General features: G+C 68.8%; 10 protein-coding genes and 1 pseudogene. 3 read left to right on the forward strand and 8 right to left on the reverse strand.

Going from position 1 to position 20252, the window contains the following annotated elements; all coding sequences use genetic code 11:
* Positions 1 to 59 precede the first annotated feature (59 nt).
* From istB to OO014_RS06965, 7 genes and pseudogenes are all read right to left on the reverse strand, one after another.
* On the reverse strand, positions 60 to 878 hold the full coding sequence (istB, locus tag OO014_RS06935) for an IS21-like element helper ATPase IstB (RefSeq protein WP_272461563.1): 819 nt from the start codon (positions 876 to 878) through the stop codon (positions 60 to 62).
* Positions 878 to 2146, reverse strand: coding sequence for an IS21 family transposase (istA, locus tag OO014_RS06940; protein ID WP_272461564.1), 1269 nt, complete (start codon positions 2144 to 2146; stop codon positions 878 to 880). The genes istB and istA overlap by 1 nt, the downstream gene beginning before the upstream one ends.
* A gap of 513 nt (positions 2147 to 2659) precedes the next feature.
* Positions 2660 to 3174: pseudogene (locus OO014_RS06945) on the reverse strand (ISL3 family transposase); the annotation flags it as partial.
* A 127-nt stretch (positions 3175 to 3301) separates the two neighbouring features.
* Positions 3302 to 3550: a hypothetical protein gene (locus OO014_RS06950; protein ID WP_272461565.1), complete on the reverse strand. Its 249-nt coding sequence runs from the start codon at positions 3548 to 3550 to the stop codon at positions 3302 to 3304.
* Positions 3551 to 4097: 547 nt separating this feature from the next.
* The gene (locus OO014_RS06955; RefSeq protein WP_272461566.1) at positions 4098 to 4583 is read right to left on the reverse strand and encodes a hypothetical protein; all 486 of its coding nucleotides are present in this window, start codon (positions 4581 to 4583) and stop codon (positions 4098 to 4100) included.
* A gap of 11 nt (positions 4584 to 4594) precedes the next feature.
* Entirely contained in the window at positions 4595 to 13270 is an 8676-nt protein-coding gene (locus OO014_RS06960) for a DNRLRE domain-containing protein (protein ID WP_272461567.1), read from the reverse strand.
* A 261-nt stretch (positions 13271 to 13531) separates the two neighbouring features.
* Complete coding sequence (locus tag OO014_RS06965; RefSeq protein WP_272461568.1) at positions 13532 to 14101, reverse strand: TetR/AcrR family transcriptional regulator; 570 nt, start codon at positions 14099 to 14101, stop codon at positions 13532 to 13534.
* Positions 14102 to 14201: 100 nt separating this feature from the next.
* Between OO014_RS06965 and bioB the strand changes: the two genes are divergently transcribed.
* From bioB to bioD, 3 genes are read left to right on the forward strand one after another with little or no spacing between them, the layout of a single operon-like run.
* A complete protein-coding gene (gene bioB, locus OO014_RS06970; protein WP_272461569.1) occupies positions 14202 to 15260 on the forward strand; it encodes a biotin synthase BioB in 1059 nt (352 codons plus the stop codon).
* Positions 15253 to 16584 carry an adenosylmethionine--8-amino-7-oxononanoate transaminase gene (locus tag OO014_RS06975; RefSeq protein WP_272461570.1) on the forward strand — a complete coding sequence of 444 codons (1332 nt, stop codon included), beginning with the start codon at positions 15253 to 15255 and terminating at the stop codon, positions 16582 to 16584. The genes bioB and OO014_RS06975 overlap by 8 nt, the downstream gene beginning before the upstream one ends.
* Positions 16581 to 18431: a dethiobiotin synthase gene (gene bioD / locus OO014_RS19295; RefSeq protein WP_334685035.1), complete on the forward strand. Its 1851-nt coding sequence runs from the start codon at positions 16581 to 16583 to the stop codon at positions 18429 to 18431. Before OO014_RS06975 ends, bioD begins: the two co-directional genes overlap by 4 nt.
* Here the strand turns inward: bioD and cimA are convergent.
* The gene (gene cimA, locus OO014_RS06990; protein WP_272461571.1) at positions 18410 to 19990 is read right to left on the reverse strand and encodes a citramalate synthase; all 1581 of its coding nucleotides are present in this window, start codon (positions 19988 to 19990) and stop codon (positions 18410 to 18412) included. The two genes, bioD and cimA, sit on opposite strands and share 22 nt — an antisense overlap.
* Positions 19991 to 20252: the final 262 nt, after the last annotated feature.

Consider the following 20252-nt stretch of genomic DNA (forward strand, 5'->3'; position numbering starts at 1 on the left):
TCAACGGCGGCTGAAAACTGACCCCCGATCGTCGGTTGAATTTTGACCCCCTGGGGTTTTCAGTTCTCTTCGGTGACGGCTGCGGGGACGCGGCCGAGGTCTCGGTTCTTGAGCCGGTAGGAGTCGCCCTTGAGAGCGATGACTTCGGCGTGGTGCACCAGCCGGTCGATCATGGCGGCGGCGACGGTGTCGTCGCCGAAGACCTCGCCCCAGCGGGCGAAGGTCTTGTTGCTGGTCACGATCAGGCTGGCTCGTTCGTACCGGGAGGAGACGAGCTGGAAGAACAGGTTGGCCGCTTCCGGTTCGAAGGGGATGTAGCCGACCTCGTCGATGACCAGGACGGGGTAGCGCACGAGGCGGCGCAGCTCGTCCTGCAGCTTGCCGGCGTGGTGGGCGTCGGCGAGCCGGTCGACCCATTGGGAGGCGGTGGCGAACTGGACCCGGTGCCCGGCTTGGCAGGCGCGGACCGCCAAGCCGGTGGCGAGGTGGGTCTTGCCGGTGCCCGGCGGTCCGAGCAGCACGACGTTCTCCTTCGCGGCGACGAAGTCGAGGGTGCCCAGGTGGGCGATGGTCTCTCGTTTCAGGCCGCGGGCGTGGTCGTAGTCGAAGTCCTCGAGGGACTTGCGGGCGGGGAACCGGGCGGCCCGGATCCGCCCTTCACCGCCGTGGGCCTCGCGGGCGGCGACCTCGCGTTGCAGGCAGGCGGCCAGGAACTCCTCGTGGGTCCACGCCTCGTCGCGGGCGCGTTGGGCCAGCCGGTCGATCGACTCACGCAGGGTGGGCGCCTTCAACGCGCGGGTCAGGTACTCCAGCTCCGAGGAGACATCCCGCCCGGTCCGCAGTTCCTGCCTGACTGCGGGGGTGGTCTTGGTGGCCATCAGGACACCTGCCCGTCGAGTTCGTCCTGCAGCCCGTCGAGGCCGAACGCGGCGTCGTAGGTGTCGAGGGAGCGGACCTCGACCTGCTCGCCGGCGGGCTCGGGAACCGGGCGGAGCAGGTCCGCCCGGCCGCGGCGGATCAGCTTGGCGGCGACGGCGTGCTCGAAGTCGGTGACCGTCTGGTGCCTGGCCCACACCCGGGCGTGGTCGGCCACGACCGTCCCCTCGCAGGTCACCCACACCCGCGCGAGGTCGGCGTGGACCTCGACCCGGCGCCCGATCACCGACGGGTGGACCGAGTAGTCGTTCGAGTCGACCCGAATGTAGTGGTCGCGCGGCAACCGGGTCGTGGCCCGCCAGCCGACCTGAGGCGCGACCGGCGGCAGCGCCAGCATCGCCGCCCGGTCCGCGGCGACCCGATCGTCCGGGCGGCAGCCGAGCACCCGCATCCGGCGGCCGTTGGCCTTGAGCAGGAAGGACTCGAGCTGGGTGTTGAAGTCCTGCGGGCCGGTGAAGCTCCGCCCGGGAAGGAAAGAGCGTTCGAGGTAGTCGTGGAACCGCTCGATCATGCCCTTGGCCTCCGGGTCGGCCGGCTTGCAGATGTACACCTTCACGCCCAGCACCCCGCGGAACGCCTGGCATGCCCCGGTCAGCTCCGGGGCCCGGGCCCGCCACCGCCCGACCGCGCCCTCCCCGTCCCACACCAGCGTCCTCGGGACGGCGCCGAGCTGCTGCGACAGCAGCCGCCACCAGCAGGCGAACAGGTCCTCGGCCTCCCGCGACGGGATCAGCGTCGCTCCGGCGAACCGGGAGTACCCCGACACCATCGTCATCACCGGCAGCTGCTTCGGGGTGCGGGACTGGCCGAACCCCACCGGCAGCTCGATCGGCGGGAACCAGAAGTCGAACTGGGCCAGCTCACCCGCCACGTACGTGGTGCGCGAAGCCGGGTCCGGCGGCAGGTACGCCGGGCGCAGATCACGCACCCGCTCCTTGAACACCGTCATCCCCCGCGTCCACCCCACCCGTTCGGCGATCACCGTGGCCGGCATCGTCGGCACCGCCTGCAACTGCTCCCGGATCCGCGCCTCGTACCCGTCGACCGCCGACCCCGCCGGGGTCCGCTCGTACCTCGGCGGCCCGTCCGCGGCCAACGCGGCACGCACCGTGTTCCGGGCGATGCCCAACGTCCTGGCGATCACCCGGATCGGCATCCCCTCAGCCCGGTGCAACCTACGGATCTCTGCCCAGTCCTCCACTGACAACACTCCTGCCTCCCTGCCTCGAAGCTGAGGACAGGGTCTCTGCAGGGGGTCAAAATTCGACCGTCGATACAGGGTCAGTTTTCAGGCGTCGTCGACACGGCTCGAGAATCCCCCACCAGAAGAGCGCGGACACCACTGAGCAGAGGTCGCGGTCGAGCTCGTTTGCTCGTGCCAGGATCTCGCATCGGCGCTCCGGGAAACTGCGACTCAGGCAGTCGACCAGGTCTACGTGCTTGATCATCTCTTCCTCCCAGCGACGACGAGCCGTTGACGAGAGGGTTTCCTCGACGCTACTGGCCACTGGACCTGTCCCTCACCCCGACCGTCACCGGGCCGATAGGCAGGGTCGCGAACGAAGAGTGCGGGGTCCTCGAACACCAGCATCGGCAGAACGGGAGGCTCCGGCCACAGGGACGGGAGGGGGCACGCGCGGGCGTTCCTGTAGGGCCTCACCGCCGCTACGCTCCGGTCAGCGGCGTAATCCCACCCCATGTCCAAGGACCGGGGTCAAGGCCCCTCATCGACCCCGACCGCGGTGACCCCGTCGAACCGGGCCGGGTCGTCGATCAGGCCCCGCTTGCCCTCCTTCAGGACCGTCGTTGGCAGTGTTCCACGACACCCCGAGCCCGTCGGCGAACGGTGCCACCGTGAGGTGCTGGACGACCAAGGCTTCCAGCGTCCAGCGCAGCCCGCTCCGGGACAGCTTCGCCCGCGGCTCGGCCGCCCGAGTCATGTCCTGTCGCCACACGTGCCCGCACCCCGTGCACCGGTACCGCCGGACCGTCACCTCCAGCCGGGTCGGGCGCTGCCGACAGGCGCCACCCCAGCGGCTCGTGGGCAAGGCGACGGGTGACAGTGTCCCGCCGGAGGCCTTCGCAGCCGCAGCGGCGCCACCACTGATCGGGCTCGGCGACTCGGCACGCGAGCACGGCACGGTCGGGCTCCACGCGTGGCCCGGTCACGACGAGGCCGAGCTCGTCGAGCCGGCAGAACTTGGTCAGGTCAGGGCAGGCGAAGGTAACGTCAGACAAGTCGAGGTCTTCTGGGTGGTCGGTGTAGGAACCTCCATCACCGGGAGACCTCGATGCCTACCCCGACACCAGCCCCGCCCAGCCCGCTGCACCTTTATCTGTGATGAGCCCGGAATCTCGCGGCGAGTTAGTCGCCGACAAACCACAGGTAGCGATGTGGTGGCCGCTGTCCCGCATCGCAGAGTTCCACCACACCCTCCAGGGCGAGCCGTTGACCGAGGGTTAGTTCGCCGGCCAGCAGCGCCTCGGCCTCCAAGCGGATCCGACGCATCTGGCGCGCGTTGAAGATGGCGTTTCCGTGGGGATCAACCCCGGCAAGCATCGGATGCTCTTCCGCATCCCAACTGGCCGGCGCCGGCTCGTACGGCACCGTCATTGAGCGGACTATCTCGCCACGTTCCTTCCGGAGCAGAACAGAGATGGGCATGTCAGCGGACCGGGTACATGGTGACCAATTCACCGTACGGGTTGCGGACAACCAGGGGGCCTTGACTCGCGCCCACGCTGCCATCCCGCGACCCATCCGGCTGCGAAGTCGAGAAGGTTCAGCATGAGCCCACCATAACGATGTTGCATGCTGGAACCAGGCTCCGGAGAGGCGCCCCTGTCTTCGCGGCGAGCCGGCCGTATAGCGGGTGACTGGGCTGGGAATCTGCGCCCAACCTGGGGTCCGTCGGGCCGCAGGGTTGCCGCCGGGACGTGGAACTCCACGTACAGACTCCCGAGCGCTGCCTGGCGCTGGTAGGCCGCCATTCACGCCCAGATCACGCGCGATCTGCGCGATCGGCTTCCCGGTCTCTTCGACGATCCGAACGCCCCCTCAGGGAACTGCTGGTCGTCCTTCTTCCGCTTCTCTGGCACCTCGATCCTCATTGTCGATGCCTCCACGTTCCGGGGGAACCTCAGATGCTGGATTCAGCGTGTCAAGAACCAGGGTCAGGCCCCAGCCCTTCAAGGACAACCTGCACTCGTGCTGCTTCCCGTTCCCCCCGTTCCGCGAACGCTCGCAGGGCCCGGATGATCTGAGATCGGACCGCGCCCTTCCCGAAGACGCTGACTGCGTCCAGCACGTCGACGGCAAGGTAGTCGGACTCCTTGGATTGGGGACTCGCGACCCGCGCCGACACGAACGGGACTGCCTCGATCAGAGCGCCCTGGGCGGCAGCAACAACGTCCGGGTCAGCGGCTGTGGGCGGCACAGCGCCCGCCGCCAAGACCGCGAGCAATTCCCAGGACTCCAGACGACCAGACGTCGAAGCGCCGGCAAGACCAGCAATGATTCCGGTAGCGAGTTCAGCGGCACCCTCTCGAAGCACTTGGTTGGGTGCGTAGTCGGCCTCGAGCTTGAGGCGTAGATGTTCCGCATCCTCCCGGGTTGCGCCTTGCATCCGCGCCAGCAGTTCATACATCCCCAACGTGCTCATCCGATCCCATCCGACGCGAACCGAGTCAGCGGGTCTGGGAACGCTCCACGGCCATAGGCAGGCTCACAGAAGGAAGCGCAGACCGGTATCTCACGGAACGGTGCACCCACACCATTGGGTCTGAAAGCACGCGTGAAGCGGATATCGGCGGCATTGCCACCAAGCATTCGTACTGCGCACGCTTCAGCACATTCTTGCAGGACCTTTGAGCTTTGGCCCACTGCCACCTCACCTGTGCGGACGTTGTAGGCACCCACCACCGTCGCTGGCCGGTCGGCGCTTCGAACAGTTGTCAGACGCTCAAGAGCGGCGTCCCTGGCTACATTGGCGCGCGAGAGCAGGCTCGCCTCGCTGCTTGCCCCGTCTCCGGCTTTCGAAGCCTTCGAGAGTTTACCAACGCCCTTCAGCCCGAACACCAACTCGACCACCGAGAAGGCGCCACGGCCGATGGCTTCTCCCTGGTTGTCATTGTTCCAGTCGTCAACGATGTCGTCAGTCATTGCTCGCCAAGCCACTGACGGGTCGTCCTTGACCGCGCCCGCGAAGGACCACACGTTCTTCCCGCAGTCGACGATCGCCGAGCCACACTCCCAGAGCCCTGAGACTGTGTCGACGGCTCCCTCACCGAAGCCCCTGGCAACGCCCACTGCGTCCTTTGAGCCTTCAACGATCGTGTCCCAGAAAGACGAGCTCGCTGAAACGGACCCCGCATCCCCGGCGACTCCGTCGTAGGGAAGCGCAACGTGGCCGTCGAGTTCGATGCGGTTGATCGGGTTGCCGCCGGCGAAGGCGTACCGGTTGCCGTTGAACGGGTCGGTGGCCAGGTTCAGGTCGGCCAGGGCGCCGTTGTACATGTCGCGGGTGGTGAACCGGTTCAACCCGGGGTTGTAGTCCCGGAACCCCATGTCGTACTCACCGGAGGCGGCGTCCCACCGCTTCGCGTTGTACCGGTACACGTTGTACGCCTCGCCGCCGGGCTCGCCCACGCTCGGCTTGTCGATCCCGGTGAACCGGGCCGCGTCATTGGAGCCGTACGCGGTGTAGCCGTACGTGGCCCGGGTCGCCCCGTCGGCCCCGGTGAGGGTTTCGACGTCGGAGTGCGCGTTGTACCCGTAGAAGGAGTCCTCCCACGTACCTGAGGTGTTCTTCTTGGACTGGCCGAGCCGTTCCCCGGTCGCGGAGTACGTGTACTTCGCCTCGACCGCGTCGGTCGCGGCGTTCAGCTCCTCGAGCAGCTGCTCGGTCAGGCCCAGGTAGGCGAAGTCGGTCGTCTTCGCGTCCGCGGTGCCCGCACCGGTCGTCTTGGACACCGTCCGGTCCAGCGCGTCGAACCCGTACGTCGTCTTGGCCAGCGACCCCGCCTCGGTCAGCTTGCGGTGCTCGATGACGTGGTCGAACCCGTCATACACCTTCCGCTCGATCTGCTTGCCCGCCGAAGTGACCGACTCGAGGCGCCCGAACGGGTCATACGTGTAGGCCGCCGAGCTGCCCCCGGTCGCCGCCGTCAGCAGCCGGTTCCGGTCGTAGGTGAACGAGGTCGCGACCCCACCGATGCTCTGCGCGATGACGTTGCCGTTCGCGTCGTGCGTGTACGACTCACTACCGGCACCCGCGCCGGTCTTGGTCACCGACGCGACCCGGTCCAGCGGGTCGAACCCGTACACCGACGTCGTCGCCACCAGCGCGCCGTGGTTGTCCGCGTTCATCACCGACGCCGCGTCCTTGGTGCGGTTGCCGTTCAGGTCGTAGTCGAACGCGTGCTCGGCCACCTTCACTCCGGCCGAGGTCTTCTCCAGCATCGAGCGCACCGAGCCGTCCAGGAAGTACCCGTAGTCGACGGTGTTCCCGTTGCCCTTGACCTCCCGCAACCGCCGCCCAGCGTCGCTGTACGTGTACGTGGTCGTCTTCGCGGCAGGGTCAGACGCCGAGGCGCCGTTGGTGACCTTCGCGAGCAGGTCCCGCGCGTCGTACTCGTAGCTCGCGTACGACTTGGCGTGCGCCGTGCTCTTGACCGCGCCGTTCTCGTTGTACGTGAACGTCGTCGTCCCGCTGCCCGCACCGGACTCGGTGACCGTCTTGACCTGGTTCAGCTGCGTGTAGGCGACGGCATAGCTCGTCACCGCAACACCCGTGCGCCGGTCCGTGACGCTGGTCAGGTTCCCATTGACGTCATACCCGTAGACGAAGTCCCGGTTCTCCGCGTCGGACTCACCGGTGGTGTCCCGCACCGCCTTGACCCCGTCAGCGACCACGACCCCGCCGGCCGACTGGGCCAGCGTCACCTTCGCGGCGTTGCCGTCAGCGAACGTGTACTTGCCCAGCGAGACCCACTGACCGGCCTGGGTGGCCTGGTTCACCGTCGGCTTCGCCTCACCAGAGGCGTGCTTGACCGTGTAGGTCGCGCTCGTGGAAGCCCCCGTGACCGCTGGGTACTTCGCGTAGAGCGTGTACTGACCGTCCTGGGGAATGTTGAGCGTCCACTCGAACGTGTCCGTGCCGGACCCGGCAGCGTGGGTGCGATAACCAACCCCCTGGAACCCCGAACCGGCGGTAGAGGTGGCCCACGTGCCAGTGGCCTTGACGTTGCCGGTGTCGCCGTCATCGACGAGCACCACATGCGCACCGACCGGCGCACCCGAGTCAGCCCGAGCCTTCAGCTTGCCGTCCGGGTGGTAGTCCCACGTCATCACCCGCGACTGGCCACCCGCCGAGGTCAGCGTCCGCTTCGTCTGCTGACCGAGCGCGTTGTAGTCGTAGGTGGTGATGATGTCCCACGGGTCCGTGGAGGACTTGATCGCCCCGTTGTCCCAGTAGCCGTAGCCCGTGTCGTTGCGGACGCTCTGCCCCTCCGACGGAGGCAGCGAGAGCGTCTTGAGCCGGCCGACCGCGTCGTAGGCGTACGTCGTCTTGTTCGCCGTCTTGTAGCGGGCGTCCGACGGGTCGAACGGGGTCAGCGTTTCCTTGACCCGGTTCAACTGGTCATACACGGTCTGGTGGATGAAGTCGTCCGCCACGGTGGCCGTGGCAACACCCCGAGGCGTGATGACCTTCGTGCGGTTGCCGACCTGGTCGTACTCGAACCGGGTGTACCGGTAGAGGATGGTCCCCGCCTCGTCCTTGAACGGTGACTTCGCCTCGCTCACCTGACCCCGCGCGTCCAGCGTGACCGTGGTCGTCCGGTTCTCCTGGTCGGTGCTCGATACGACGAGCCCGTCGCGGTCGTAGGTCTGCGAGCTGGCCTTGCCGGCCGCGTCGATGGTGCGCGTGAGGCGGTGGGCCAGGTCGTACTCGAACTTGGACGTGTAGTCGTCGGTCGCCGAGGTGGCGTTCTTGCGCGGGTCGACCACAGTGACCAGGTCGCCGACGGTGTTGTAGGTGTAGGTGGTCTTCCCGCCCGCCGCGTTCGTCACCGAGGTGACTTGGTAGATGGGGTCGTACGCATACGTCGTCGTGAAGTCGCCCGCCTCGGCGGTTGCCGTGCCTCGCGGCTCGACCTGCGTGAGCAGGTTGCCGATCTTGTCGTAGGTGAACGTGCTCTTGCGCTCGGGACCGGTGTCCGAGTCCTTCGGCAAGGTGCTTGCGGTCACCCGGTCCGCGGCGTCGTAGACCGCCGTCGACTGCGCACCGTTGGGTGCCGTGCTGACCGTGACGTTGTCATTGGGGTCGTACGTCGGGGCCGGCGTCGTGATGTAGATGCCCGCCGCCTGGTCCTTGGGCACCTTTGTGACCAGCGGACGGCCGTAGACGTCGTAGGTCTGCTCGGTCTTCTTGCCCAGGGCGTCCGTCACGGTGAGCACTCGCCCCGCGTCGTCGTAGGCGAACGCCGTCTTCTGCGCGAGGGCGTCGGTGATCTCCCGCGGGTAACCGTTGGCCTCGAACGACGCGTTCCTCGTGAGGTTGCCGTTGGCGTCCTTGGCCGTCAGCAGCTGACCCCACCCGTCGTAGGTGTAGCTGGTCGTGAAGTCCCCGGCCGTGGTCGTCGCCGTCCCCGCAGGGTCGGTCACCGACGCGAGATCACCCTCGCCCGTGTACGTGAAGGCCCAGGTGCGGCCCTCCGGTGAACGCTTGCCGGTCAGGTCCGCGATCCGGCCGCCCATCCCGCGTTGGTAGGTCAGCGTCGTCCCGGCGGTGCCGTTCTTGACCGCCGTGGCGTCCTTGATCTCGGTCGGGTAGCCGGTCAGCGCGTCGTAGACCCAGGTGGATACGGCCCCGTTGGCCTCGGTCAGGCGAGTCACGTTGTGCTGGTCGTCCCACCCGAGCTGAGTCGTCTCGCTCTTCGCGTTGGTCGTCTTCGTCGGGCGTCCGTACCCATCAAGGTCGTATGCCGCTGAGTTGCCTTCCGCGTCGGTCACCGTTGCCGAGATGGCTTGGCCCTGCGCACCGTCCGGGTCGGCGTACGCGAAGGAGGTCGGGTTCCCGAGCCGGTCCGTGATGCTCTTCAGGGCCCACTTGAACTTCGGGTCCTGCGGCGCGGTGTAGTACTCGAGCGAGGTGCCCTTGCCTCGTGGGTCGACGACCTTGACGAGCTTGGCGTTCTTGTTGCCCTGCGTCATGTCGTACTGGAACCCGAACACCTTGGGCTGACTGGAGCCGGCTCCGTCCGTGATCTGGCCGAGCAGACCCTTGTCCGTGTAGGCGAAGGTCAGTTGGCGACCCGTGTGGTCAGTCACCGAGCGGACGTGGTCGATGACGAACGGGTTCGTCAGGTTGGTGGCGGTGGACACCGTCCAGGCGGTGTCAGAGACGAGCGGGTAGCTGTCGCCCTTGTCGTAGTAGTCGAGCGTCAGGACCTGCCGCCCCGTGGCGTCCGTGACGTACTTGAGGAACTTCGTCGGCTTGTTCTGCGAGCGGCGCGCCTCGTACGTGAAGGTCATCGTGTTGCCGTTGTTGTCCACGATCGAGGTGGGGAACCCATCACAGTCGTAGAAGAACTGCGTCCGGTCCGGGCGGGTCATGACCCACGCCTGCAGGTCCGTCACCCGGGCGTCACAGACGTTCTGCCGCTGCAGGTAGAGGTGCACGCCCTTCGGGCTGACGAAGTTGTTCCGGTTCGGGTCGTTGGGGTCGACGGTGAAGGTGTGGGTCGTGCCGTCACCATCCGTGAGCTTGACCGTGCTGGGGTTGCGGTTCGGGTGCAGGTCCAGCGGGGCACCGAGACGCGTCAGGGACGAGGCCTGCATGCTCCAGCCGAATCCGGAGACGGTGTCGCTGGTGTCCTGGCTGTTGTAGGCCAGTCGGAAGAAGCTGCCGAGGCCACGCCCCGGGTTGCTGATGGGGCTGTACGACCAAACGGCGTTGCCGGCATACAGATTGTTCGTCAGGGTCGCGCCAGCACCGGTTGCCTTGCCGGAGTATGCATAAAACTTCTCCAGGCCGATCTGGTCCGAGGTGGGGGTCACGGCAGTGACGCGTTGAGCCAGCGCCGGGATCGCCCCGGTCGACTTCTTCGACAGCAGCACTCCGGTGGCCTTGTCGCGCAGCTCCCACTCCAGCACGTGCGGGAACGCCTTGATCGCGTCCGCCGAGGTCGTTCCCGCGACCGGCGCCTTGACCGTCGCCTTGACCGTCACGGCCTCCCCCGGCGAGAGCGTCTCGGGCAGCGCCGTGAACGCCTGGTTCGCTGACGTCGTCACGTCCTGGCCGTCCGGGGTCTTCCAGCGGTAGGTCAGGTCCATCGCGGCTGGGGTCCATTCGGAGCCAGTCGGATTCGTGATGGTCACGTCGACCGTCTGCGTGGACCCGGTCTCCACCGTGTCAGGGGTCGCCGCCGCGTCGTACGTCGAGGCCGCCGTGGCTTCCAGGTACTCGACGACGAGCCGGGGTCGCAGCAGCGGCTCGGAGGCCTCGTCAGAGAGCAGGCTCAGCCAGTCCAGCGGCGTGGTCGGGTTGGAGATCTTGAGCAGGAATCCCTTGTTGGAGGCCGGGTTCGCCAGCCACTCCTTCACGGACGAGGTGGCATCCCAGTTCATTCGAGCCGGGTCGGAGTTGATGTAGGTCAGGTCGTCGACCACTGTGGAGGAGAAGTCGCCGCCCGGGGTGGTCCACGGAACTCCCGTTGCCGCCTGGTTCCACGTCGCCGTGGTCTCGTTGAAGTCACGGGTCAGCTCGTGCAGTCGGTAGACGGCGTTGAGGTTGCCGCCCGAGTCGGACTGGTAGGTCTTGATCTTGGCGGACAGGATCTGCGCGCCGGCGGGGATGTCGGTGGGCGTGTTGAACTTCAGCAGGGCGCGCTTCTCGGTGCCCGTCGAGCCATAGCTGTTGCCGATGTTCAGCCAGTGCTTGCTGTAGAAGAGGTTGAAGTTCGTCGTCGGCGACGCCGAGGAGATGGTCGTGTCGTAGCCCGAGTTCCAGTAGATTCGAGTGACCCGGCCCGCCTTGGGCAGACGCACCATCCGGATCAGGCCGGGTAGGAGGCGGCCATCGCGCGTCTTGGCCGCGATCTGGTACCAGTAGAGGTTGCCCCCGAACTCGCTCGGGTCGTCCGCCGCCGTCACCTCGGCAGTGGTGTCGGTGAAGGACAGGGTGCCCGGCTTGACCGGTGCCACCAACGTGGAGGAGGACGGCGAGAAGGTCGAGTCCGTCGAGCGGTGCACCTGGTACTCGACGAGGTCGTCGCCTGTGCTCGAGGTTCCGGTCGGGTCGACGTAGGCGTTCCACGCCAGTTTCGCGCCGCTCGCATAGATCGTGTCGACCGGCTTCAGATCCACACCCGGGACTCCGTAACGAACGACGAGCTTGGGCCAGTTCGCCGCCTCGCCGTTGTAGGCGTATTCCGCGGCCTCGTAGCGTGGCCCGCCCTTCCCCAGCACACCCTCGTCGGCGTCGGAGACCTTGAGCACGAACCCGTAGTTCGGGTAACGGCCGTCGAGCCAGGACTGAACCGTGTGACGCACCGAGAACGAGTGCCATTGGTCGACCTTGTTGGCGTCCTTGGTCTGCAGGGCCTCCTTGCGGAACTTGACCACGTCACCGTTGGTGATGAGGTTGGCCCGGTCCCCAAGGATCACGCTGCCACTGGTGCCTGCATTGAAGTTCTTGGTGCCCAGGTAGCCCCACACGCTCGAGGCTGTCGACGCGTACTGGTTCACGGTCACGACCTGGGTCGGATCCGCCGAGTACATCCAGAACGGAGAGTCGGTCGCTCGGCCAGGAGCCTTCACGTAGTACGCGGAGATGCGATACGGACCGCTCTCGGTGATTCGCGGGCGCCACTGGTAGCGGTCCGTGGTGTCTGCGTCCTTGTTGTAGACGTAGTTCCCGTTGGACGCGCCCGAGTAGGCCTGCGTCGTCCAGTCACTCGCCGTCGTCGTCGAGCCGCAGGGGCTGACGCTGCAGGGGCCCGCGGTGCCATACCCTTCCGGGTCTTCGACGCCGTTCTCCAGGCGCACCTCGTTGGCCGACAGTTCGCCGACGTTCGCCGACGCGTTGTTCCAGTTCGCCGTCGACTCGGACCAGGCGGCAGTCGCTCGGTGAGCCTCCACTGTGACGGAGTTGTCGTTGGTGGTGTGCCACTGCGAGTAGTACATCTGGAGGTTGGCCTGCTCGATCTTCGTCCCCATCGGGATCTGATCCAGGGGGAACTTCACCAGCGACCGAGCCTTGCCATAACCCGTGGTGCCGACGGACAGTTTCCACGACGACGCATAGTTCGTAGCGGGCGCCTCCGACAGGATCATGACGTTCTGCGCCTCGCCCAGGGCGGGGGCAACGGTGATGGTCGGGTCGATCCGGATGGGGAGCACCCGCTCCGTGTCCTTGACCCAGGCCTCGTCGACCGTGATCGTGACCTGCTGCTCGTCCCCTGAACCGGAGAGAGTCTGCTCGACCTTCTCCGAGGTGACGAACCCCGTCATCGAGCCCGGGTCGACCTTGCCGTCGAACATGAACGGCCGGGGAATCAAGAACTCCGCCGGACCGTCGGCGCCGCCTCGGTGGAAGGTGATCGAGCCGTCAGCACGCTGCACAGCCGTGAGGCCCTTGGTGTGCAGGTCGAAGGTCCACGAGAAGGTCTCGGGGACCTCATTGAGGACGATGTCCTCCTTGAGGCCTTCCGGCGTCACCACATATGTGAGATCGACACCCTGACCGAGGGCGTCCGGGAAAGTGACGCGGTTCCCATCGACAACCGGTCGCACCTTCATGGTGGTTGGGTCCGCGTCGTCGGCGAGGCCGAGCGAGATCTCGGCATCTCCCTCGCGGAAGAGCACCAGCCGATCCCGGGACGTGCCGAAGAAGGAGGAGAACTGGTTCGCCCGGTTACCGAAGGAGTAGCCGCGCTCTCCCGACACCGCCTTCACAGCCGTGTCGATGTCGCGCCACTGCCCATCCTTGCCCCGGTAGTGGACGGGCACCACGGAGAGCTCTTGTTCCAGGCGTCCGTCGCTCAGCTCGAAGACCTTGCCGTTCGCGCTCCGTTTCGCCGGGAGCTCCTTGACGCGCTTCGCCTTCGGGGCGTCCTTGCCCGCGGCAACGTCGCCCTGTCGCGGGACCGCGCCGGCCTGGAGATCGCTGTTGACCGGTGGCTTCGGCGGCTCCCAAGGCGGCGGGCCGGCCGGGACGGCTGCCGGCCGCGATAACGCCTGCGCGGACGCCTGCGCCGGAGGGGCGACGAGCCCGGTGGCAACGAGGGCCGAAGCCACAACGGACACGCTGAAACGCAGCAAGACGTTCACACGAACTCCCCTGATCCAGCCCAAGCCGCCGTGCCGGCACATGCCGACGCGACGCCTAGGGCGAGCCATTGGCCCGTGGAGGGTGGTGGGCCGCGCCGACAATCCCAGATCGGGTGCAAACACCGCAAACCGAACCACGGTCCATCCGCCAAGACCCTGGATCCTCCCGAATCGCCCTGAACCACAAAGGGATCAGCCGTGACGGAATCCGAAGCCCATGCGGTTTCGCCCCTCGAAGCGCACCAAACCTTGGTGGAAAATTTACGAACCGCTGACCTTTGTGCCGACCGAACCGCAAAGGATCACGTCGAGTCCCACGGCGAACGACGCAGCCACCTCGGCGGCATCCCGCCCGACGTACGAAGGGTCGACGGCACCCGCCTGACGCTCGTTCTGCTCCAGGGCGACTGAGCCCAGGATGTGGTGGACGAGCAGGTCGGTCACCGCCTCACATGCCTCAGCCGGCACCCCGGCGCGCCCGACCAGGCCGCGCAGCTCACGCAGGGCTGGGACGGCAGCCCGCTCAGCGGCATACGCCATCCCGACGACGTCGGCCGCGTCGGGCACGGGCGCGAGGGCCGCTCGGACCGCGGTCGAGAGGACGGCAAGGGCCTCGTGGGCCCGCAGGTCGTCGCGCGGCTCGGGCACCTCCGCCAGGAGTGCGCCGGCGACCTCGACGAGGAGCTCCTGCTTGCTCGCCACGTGCCAGTAGAGGGCGCCCGGCTGGACGTCGAGCTCCCGGGCGAGGCGGCGCATCGACAGGTCGGCGAGGCCATAGCGGCGGAGCAGGTCGACCGCGGTGGAGACGACCTGTGCACGGGTCAGTGCCACACGTCACCTCCTCCTCTCACGGGCAGCGATTGACATCCTGCCACCGACCGACGGCATACTGAACGCCGTTCAATTGAACGCCGTTCAAGACAGGAGCGCCATGCCGACCTTCGACCAGCTCGCCGACGCCGTTCTCGCCGGGACACCGGCCACGGAGGCCGACGCCCTGAGCGTCCTCACGGCGCCCGACGACGCGCTCCTCCCCCTCGTCGCGGCCGCCGCCCGCCTGCGCCGCGCGCACTTCGGCAACACGGTCAAGGTCAACTACCTCGTCAACCTCAAGTCGGGCCTGTGCCCCGAGGACTGCGGCTACTGCTCCCAGCGGCTCGGCTCGGGCGCGGACATCCTCAAGTACACCTGGCTCAAGACGGACGAGGCGATCGAGCAGGCCACGGCCGGGCTCCGCGGCGGCGCCACCCGCGTGTGCATGGTGAGCAGCGGTCGCGGTCCGACCGACCGCGATGTCGAGCGCGTCGCCGGGATGGTGGGCGCGCTCAAGGCCGAGCACCCCGATGTCGAGGTGTGCGCGTGCCTCGGCCTGCTCAAGGACGGCCAGGCCGAGCGGCTGCGTGCGGCGGGCGTCGACGCCTACAACCACAACATCAACACGGCCGAGTCCCACCACGACGACATCGTCACGACGCACACCTACGCCGACCGCGTGGACACGGTCGAACGGGCCCAGGCAGCCGGGCTGTCCGCATGCTCGGGCCTCATCGCCGGTCTGGGCGAGTCGGACGAGCAGCTCGTCGAGGCGCTCTTCGCGCTGCGCGACCTCGGGTCGGACTCGATCCCGGTCAACTTCCTCATGCCCTTCGACGGCACGCCGCTCGAGGGCACGTGGGACCTCTCCCCCGCGCGCTGCGTCAAGATCCTCGCGATGGCGCGGTTCGTCTGTCCCGACAAGGAGATTCGCATCGCGGGCGGTCGGGAGATGCACCTGCGCTCGCTCCAGGGCCTGGCCCTGCACGTCGCGAACTCGATCTTCCTCGGCGACTACCTCACGTCCGAGGGGCAGGCCGCCGAGGCGGACCTCGAGCTGATCCGCGACAACGGTTTCGTCGTGCTCGGGGCGGAGGACGCTGGGGCCGGGGCCGGTTCGCACGACCCGTCGATCCGCCGCCGCGGTGCCGGGACCGCTCTGGCCCCCAATGCCTGACCTCGCCGTGCGCTCGGTCAGCGCACGCGACAGCGGGCTCGTCTGGCACCCCTACGCCCCGCTCGACGGGCCGATGCCGTATGCCGCTGAGTCGGCTTCCGGGGTCCGGCTGAGTCTGCGTTCGGCTGAGGGAGAGCTCTTCGAGGCCATCGACGCGATGTCGTCCTGGTGGTGCGCGATCCACGGCTACCGCCACCCGGTCCTTGACGCCGCGGCGCACGCACAGGTCGACCGGTTCAGCCACGTGATGTTCGGCGGCCTGACGCACGAGCCCGCCGTGTCCCTCGCCGAGCGGCTCGTCGCGATGGCCCCCGGCATGGCGCACGTCTTCTTCGCCGACTCCGGTTCGGTGTCCGTCGAGGTCGCGCTCAAGCTCGCGCTGCAGTACCAGGCGGCCCGCGGCCGCGCCGGCCGGCAGCGCTTCCTCACGGTGCGCGGCGGCTACCACGGCGACACCTTCGCGGCGATGAGCGTCTGCGACCCCGTCGACGGGATGCACTCGGCCTTCCCCGGGGTGCTGGCCCGGCACGTCTTCGCCCCGCGCCCACCCGCAGCCCGGCTGCCCCTGGACGCCGAGCGCCCGGCGGCGCTGGTCGCGGAGGTCGACGCCTGGGCCGCCGGCTTCCGGGAGCTGGCCCAGCGGCATACGGACGAGCTGGCCGCGATCGTGGTGGAGCCGGTGCTCCAGGGCGCGGGCGGCATGCACGTCTACGACCCCGAGTGCCTGCGCGTCATGCGCGAGGTCGCCGACGAGCACGGGCTGCTCCTCGTCGCCGACGAGATCGCGACCGGCTTCGGCCGGACCGGGCGGCTCTTCGGGTGCGAGTGGGCCGGCGTCACGCCCGACGTCATGTGCGTCGGCAAGGCGCTGACCGGCGGCTACCTCACGCTCGCAGCGGTCCTCACGACCGCGGAGGTCGGGACGGTCATCACGCGGTCGGAGTTCCGCGCGCTGCTGCACGGGCCGACGTTCATGGCCAACCCGCTGGCCTGCGCCGTGGCGGGTGCCTCGCTCGACCTGCTCGGACTCGGCTGGCAGGTCGACGTCGCCCGGGTCGAGCGCGGCCTGGCGGCCGGGTTGGCGCCCGCGCGAGGGCTGGGCGCCGTCCAGGACGTCCGCGTCCTCGGCGCCGTCGGGGTCGTCCAGCTCGACCAGCCCGTCGACGTGACGCGCGTGACACGGGCAGCACTGGAGCGCGGCGTCTGGGTGCGCCCGTTCCGCGACCTCGTCTACACGATGCCCCCGTATGTCAGCGCGGACGAGGACGTCGCCAGGATCGGCGCCGCCATCGTCGGGGCCGTCGAGGAGGTGCACGGCCGATGACCGGCAGCACGTGGGACGACTGGCTCGCCGAACGGGCATCGCTGCGCCTCGAGCGGGGCACGGTCCGCGCCGACCCGGTCCTTCGGGACGCGGGTGGATCGGCTCCGCTCGACCTCGCGAGCAACGACTACCTCGGCCTGTCGCGCGATCCCCGCGTCCTGGCTGCCGCCCACGCGGCCATCGACCGGCACGGCGCCGGGGCCACGGCCTCGCGGCTCGTGACCGGGACGCTGCCGATCCACCGCGAGCTGGAGGCCGCCCTCGCCGAGCTGACGGGGCAGCCGAGCGCGCTGGCCTTCTCGACCGGCTATGCCGCCAACCTCGGCGTCCTCACCGCGATGGCCGGCCGCGGCGCCGAGATCCTCCTCGACGAGCACGCCCACGCCTCCCTGCACGACGCGGCCCGCATGTCCCGCGTGCCCTATGCGACCTTCCGGCACAACGACGTCGACGACCTCGACGCGGCGCTCGCTGCCCGGCGGGGGTCACGGGTCGTCGTCGCCGTCGAGTCGATCTACTCCGTGCTCGGGGATGCCGCTCCGCTGGTCGGGCTCGCCGAGGTGGCCACCCGGCACGACGCGCTGCTCGTCGTCGACGAGGCACACGGCATCGGCGTCGCCGGGCGGGGCCGGGGGCTCGTCGCCGAGGTGGGCCTCAACGGCGTGCCGAACGTCGTCGTGACGGCCACCCTCTCCAAGTCGCTCGGCGCCCAGGGCGGTGCGGCGCTCAGCTCGCCCGCGATCCGCGATCACCTCGTCAACACCGCCCGCAGCTTCATCTTCGACACCGGCCTGGCGCCCGCAGCAGCCGGGGCCGCCGCCGAGGCGGCTCGCCGCGTCGCGTCCGACCCGTCGCTGGCCGCGCGAGTGCGGGAGCACGCCGCCACCATCGCCCGGCTGTGCGGGATCGACGAGTCGGCCGGAGCCGTCCAGTCCATCCCGATGCCCTCACCCGAGTCAGCGGTCGCGGCGTGCCTCGACCTGCGGGAGCAGGGAGTGCTCGTCGGCTGCTTCCGCCCACCGAGCGTGCCCGACGGCCTCTCCCGGCTGCGGGTCACCGCCCGCGCCGACCTGACCCGCGAGGAGGTCGAGCACGCTGCCCGCCTCGTCGCCGAGACCGCAGCCCGGCACGGCCGCCGCACCCCACGCAACGCCGAGCTCCCACGCGTGCTCATCATCACCGGGACCGACACCGAGGTCGGCAAGACCGTCGTCACCGCAGCCACCGCGGCAGTGCTGGCGGGGGCGGGACTGAGCCCAGCGGCATACAAGCCCGTCCAGACCGGCGTGGCACCCGGCGAGCCCGGGGACATGGGCGAGGTCGAGCGGCTGTCGGGCATCCCCACCCTCGAGGGGTGCCGGCTGCGCGAGCCGATGGCACCCCGACCGGCCGCCACACTCGAGAGCGCCACGCTCCCCACCCTCGCCGACCACGTCGACGCGATCAACGAGCTGGCCACCGAGCACGACCCCGTCATCGTCGAGGGCGCCGGCGGACTCCTCGTCGAGCTGACCGACGCGGGCGAGACGCTCGCCGACCTTGCCCTGGCGCTCCCCGATGCCGCCGTCATCGTCGTCGCCCGCAGCGCGCTCGGCACCCTCAACCACACCATGCTGACGCGGGAGGCGCTGCGCAGCAGAGGGATCCGCGGCCTCGGCACCGTCATCGGCTCCTGGCCGGACACCCCGAGCCACCTCGAGCAGACCAACCACGACTACCTCGCCGAGCGTCCGGAGGGAGTGCTCGGCGCGATCCCGCAGGGCGCCCCCACGCGCGACGCAGCGGACTTCCGAGCCGACGCGCCGAACTGGCTGACCGGGCTGGCTCAGCGCCTCGGGACGCCCTGACGCATCAGGCCGTAGACGATGCCGTCGGTGAGGGCCCGCCACGAGGCGGCGAGGATCGAGCCGGCGACACCGATGGTGTCCCACGACGTCTCGCCGTCGGACATCTCGATGAGCACCCGCGTGACCGCGTCGGTGCCGTGCGAGGCGTCGAGGATGCGGACCTTGAAGTCGATCAGCTCGAGCTTCTCGATCTCGGGGTAGGCCTTGGCCAGGCCCTCCCGGATCGCGTGGTCGAGGGCGTTGACCGGGCCGTTGCCCTCCCCCACGGCGAGGTGGCGGGCGCCGTCGGCAACGAGCTTGACGGTCGCCTCCGAGGCGGCGTCACCCTCCCCGGACGAGTCGGTCATGACCCGCCACGACTCGACCTCGAAGTAGCGGGTGCTACCCGGCTCGAGGGCCTCACGGACCATGAGCTCGACCGTCGCATCGGCCGCGTCGAAGGTCCAGCCGCGCTGCTCGAGCTCCTTGACCTCGGCCAGGACCGCGGCGACCACGTCGGGCCGGTCGGACAGGTCGAGCCCCGACTCCTTGGCCTTGAGCTCGATGCTTGCGCGGCCGGCCATGTCGGAGACCAGGGTGCGCATCCCGTTGCCGACCAGCGAGGGGTCGAGGTGCTGGTAGAGGTCGGGGTCGACCTTGAGCGCGCTCGCGTGCAGGCCGGCCTTGTGCGCGAAGGCGCTCGCGCCGACGTACGGCTGACGGCTGTAGGCGGGCACGTTGGTGATCTCGCTGATCGCGTGGGCGATGTGCATGGCCTTGCGCAGCGACTCGTCGGCCATCGCGGGGAGGCCGAGCTTGAACTGGAGGTTGGCAGCGACGGTGACGAGGTCGGCGTTGCCGGTGCGCTCGCCGTAGCCGTTGAGCGTGCCCTGGACGTGCGTTGCCCCGGCCCGCACCGCGGCGACGGAGTTGGCGACGGCGCAGCCGGTGTCGTTGTGGCAGTGCGCGCCCACCCGGGCACCGGTCGCGGCGATGACGTCGGCAACGACCTCCTCCACGACGTGCGGGAGCATGCCGCCGTTGGTGTCGCAGAGGACGACGACCTCGGCGCCCGCCTCGTGGGCGGTGCGGACCACCGACAGGGCGTAGTCCCGGTCGAGGTGCCAGCCGTCGAAGAAGTGCTCCGCGTCGAGGAAGACGCGCTTCCCCGCTGCGACGAGGTGCGAGACCGTGTCGCGGACCATGGCGAGGTTCTCGTCGAGCGTGGTCCGCAACGCCTGCTCGACGTGGCGGACGTGGGACTTGGCGACGAGGCAGACGACGGAGGTGCCAGCGTCCACGAGAGCGGCGACGAGCGGGTCCTCTCCGGCCGAAGAACCCGCACGTCGCGTTGCCCCGAAGGCGGCCAGCGTCGCGTGACGCAGGTGCAGCTCGGTCCGGGCGCGCTCGAAGAACTCCGTGTCCTTCGGGTTGGCGCCCGGCCAACCGCCTTCGATGAAGTCGACCCCCAGCTCGTCGAGCAGTCCGGCGATGGCGAGCTTGTCGGACACCGAGAGGTTGAGCCCCTCCTGCTGTGCGCCGTCGCGCAGGGTGGTGTCGTAGACGTGGAGCGCTTCCATGACGTGATTCTCTCGTAGTCGTGGCGGGTCGGCGTGACCGTTCGCCCCTCGGTCCCTCATTCATCCGTATGCCGCTGGGCTCGGTGTGCTTCGCGGCGTCTCCCCCGCTCGTGGCCGGGGAAACAAAAAGACCCCCCGGGTAGGGAGGTCTGCGCGACGAGGGTCTCTCGTCGCGCTAGGTGATAATGAGCGTGCTCGTGGCAGGCCTGAGGAGGTGCGTCACCCCGTCATCGTGGCAGCCCCGTCCGGCGCCCGAAACCTG

Source organism: Intrasporangium calvum, assembly GCF_028446585.1.
Taxonomy (GTDB): domain Bacteria; phylum Actinomycetota; class Actinomycetes; order Actinomycetales; family Dermatophilaceae; genus Intrasporangium; species Intrasporangium calvum_A.

Coding starts and splice junctions, on each gene's coding strand:
- bioB (WP_272461569.1), top strand. CDS start 14,202: ATGCCGACCTTCGACCAGCTCGCCGACGCCGTTCTCGCCGGGACACCG.
- cimA (WP_272461571.1), bottom strand. CDS start 19,990: ATGGAAGCGCTCCACGTCTACGACACCACCCTGCGCGACGGCGCACAG.
- OO014_RS06955 (WP_272461566.1), bottom strand. CDS start 4,583: ATGTATGAACTGCTGGCGCGGATGCAAGGCGCAACCCGGGAGGATGCG.
- OO014_RS06950 (WP_272461565.1), bottom strand. CDS start 3,550: ATGACGGTGCCGTACGAGCCGGCGCCGGCCAGTTGGGATGCGGAAGAG.
- OO014_RS06975 (WP_272461570.1), top strand. CDS start 15,253: ATGCCTGACCTCGCCGTGCGCTCGGTCAGCGCACGCGACAGCGGGCTC.
- istB (WP_272461563.1), bottom strand. CDS start 878: ATGGCCACCAAGACCACCCCCGCAGTCAGGCAGGAACTGCGGACCGGG.
- bioD (WP_334685035.1), top strand. CDS start 16,581: ATGACCGGCAGCACGTGGGACGACTGGCTCGCCGAACGGGCATCGCTG.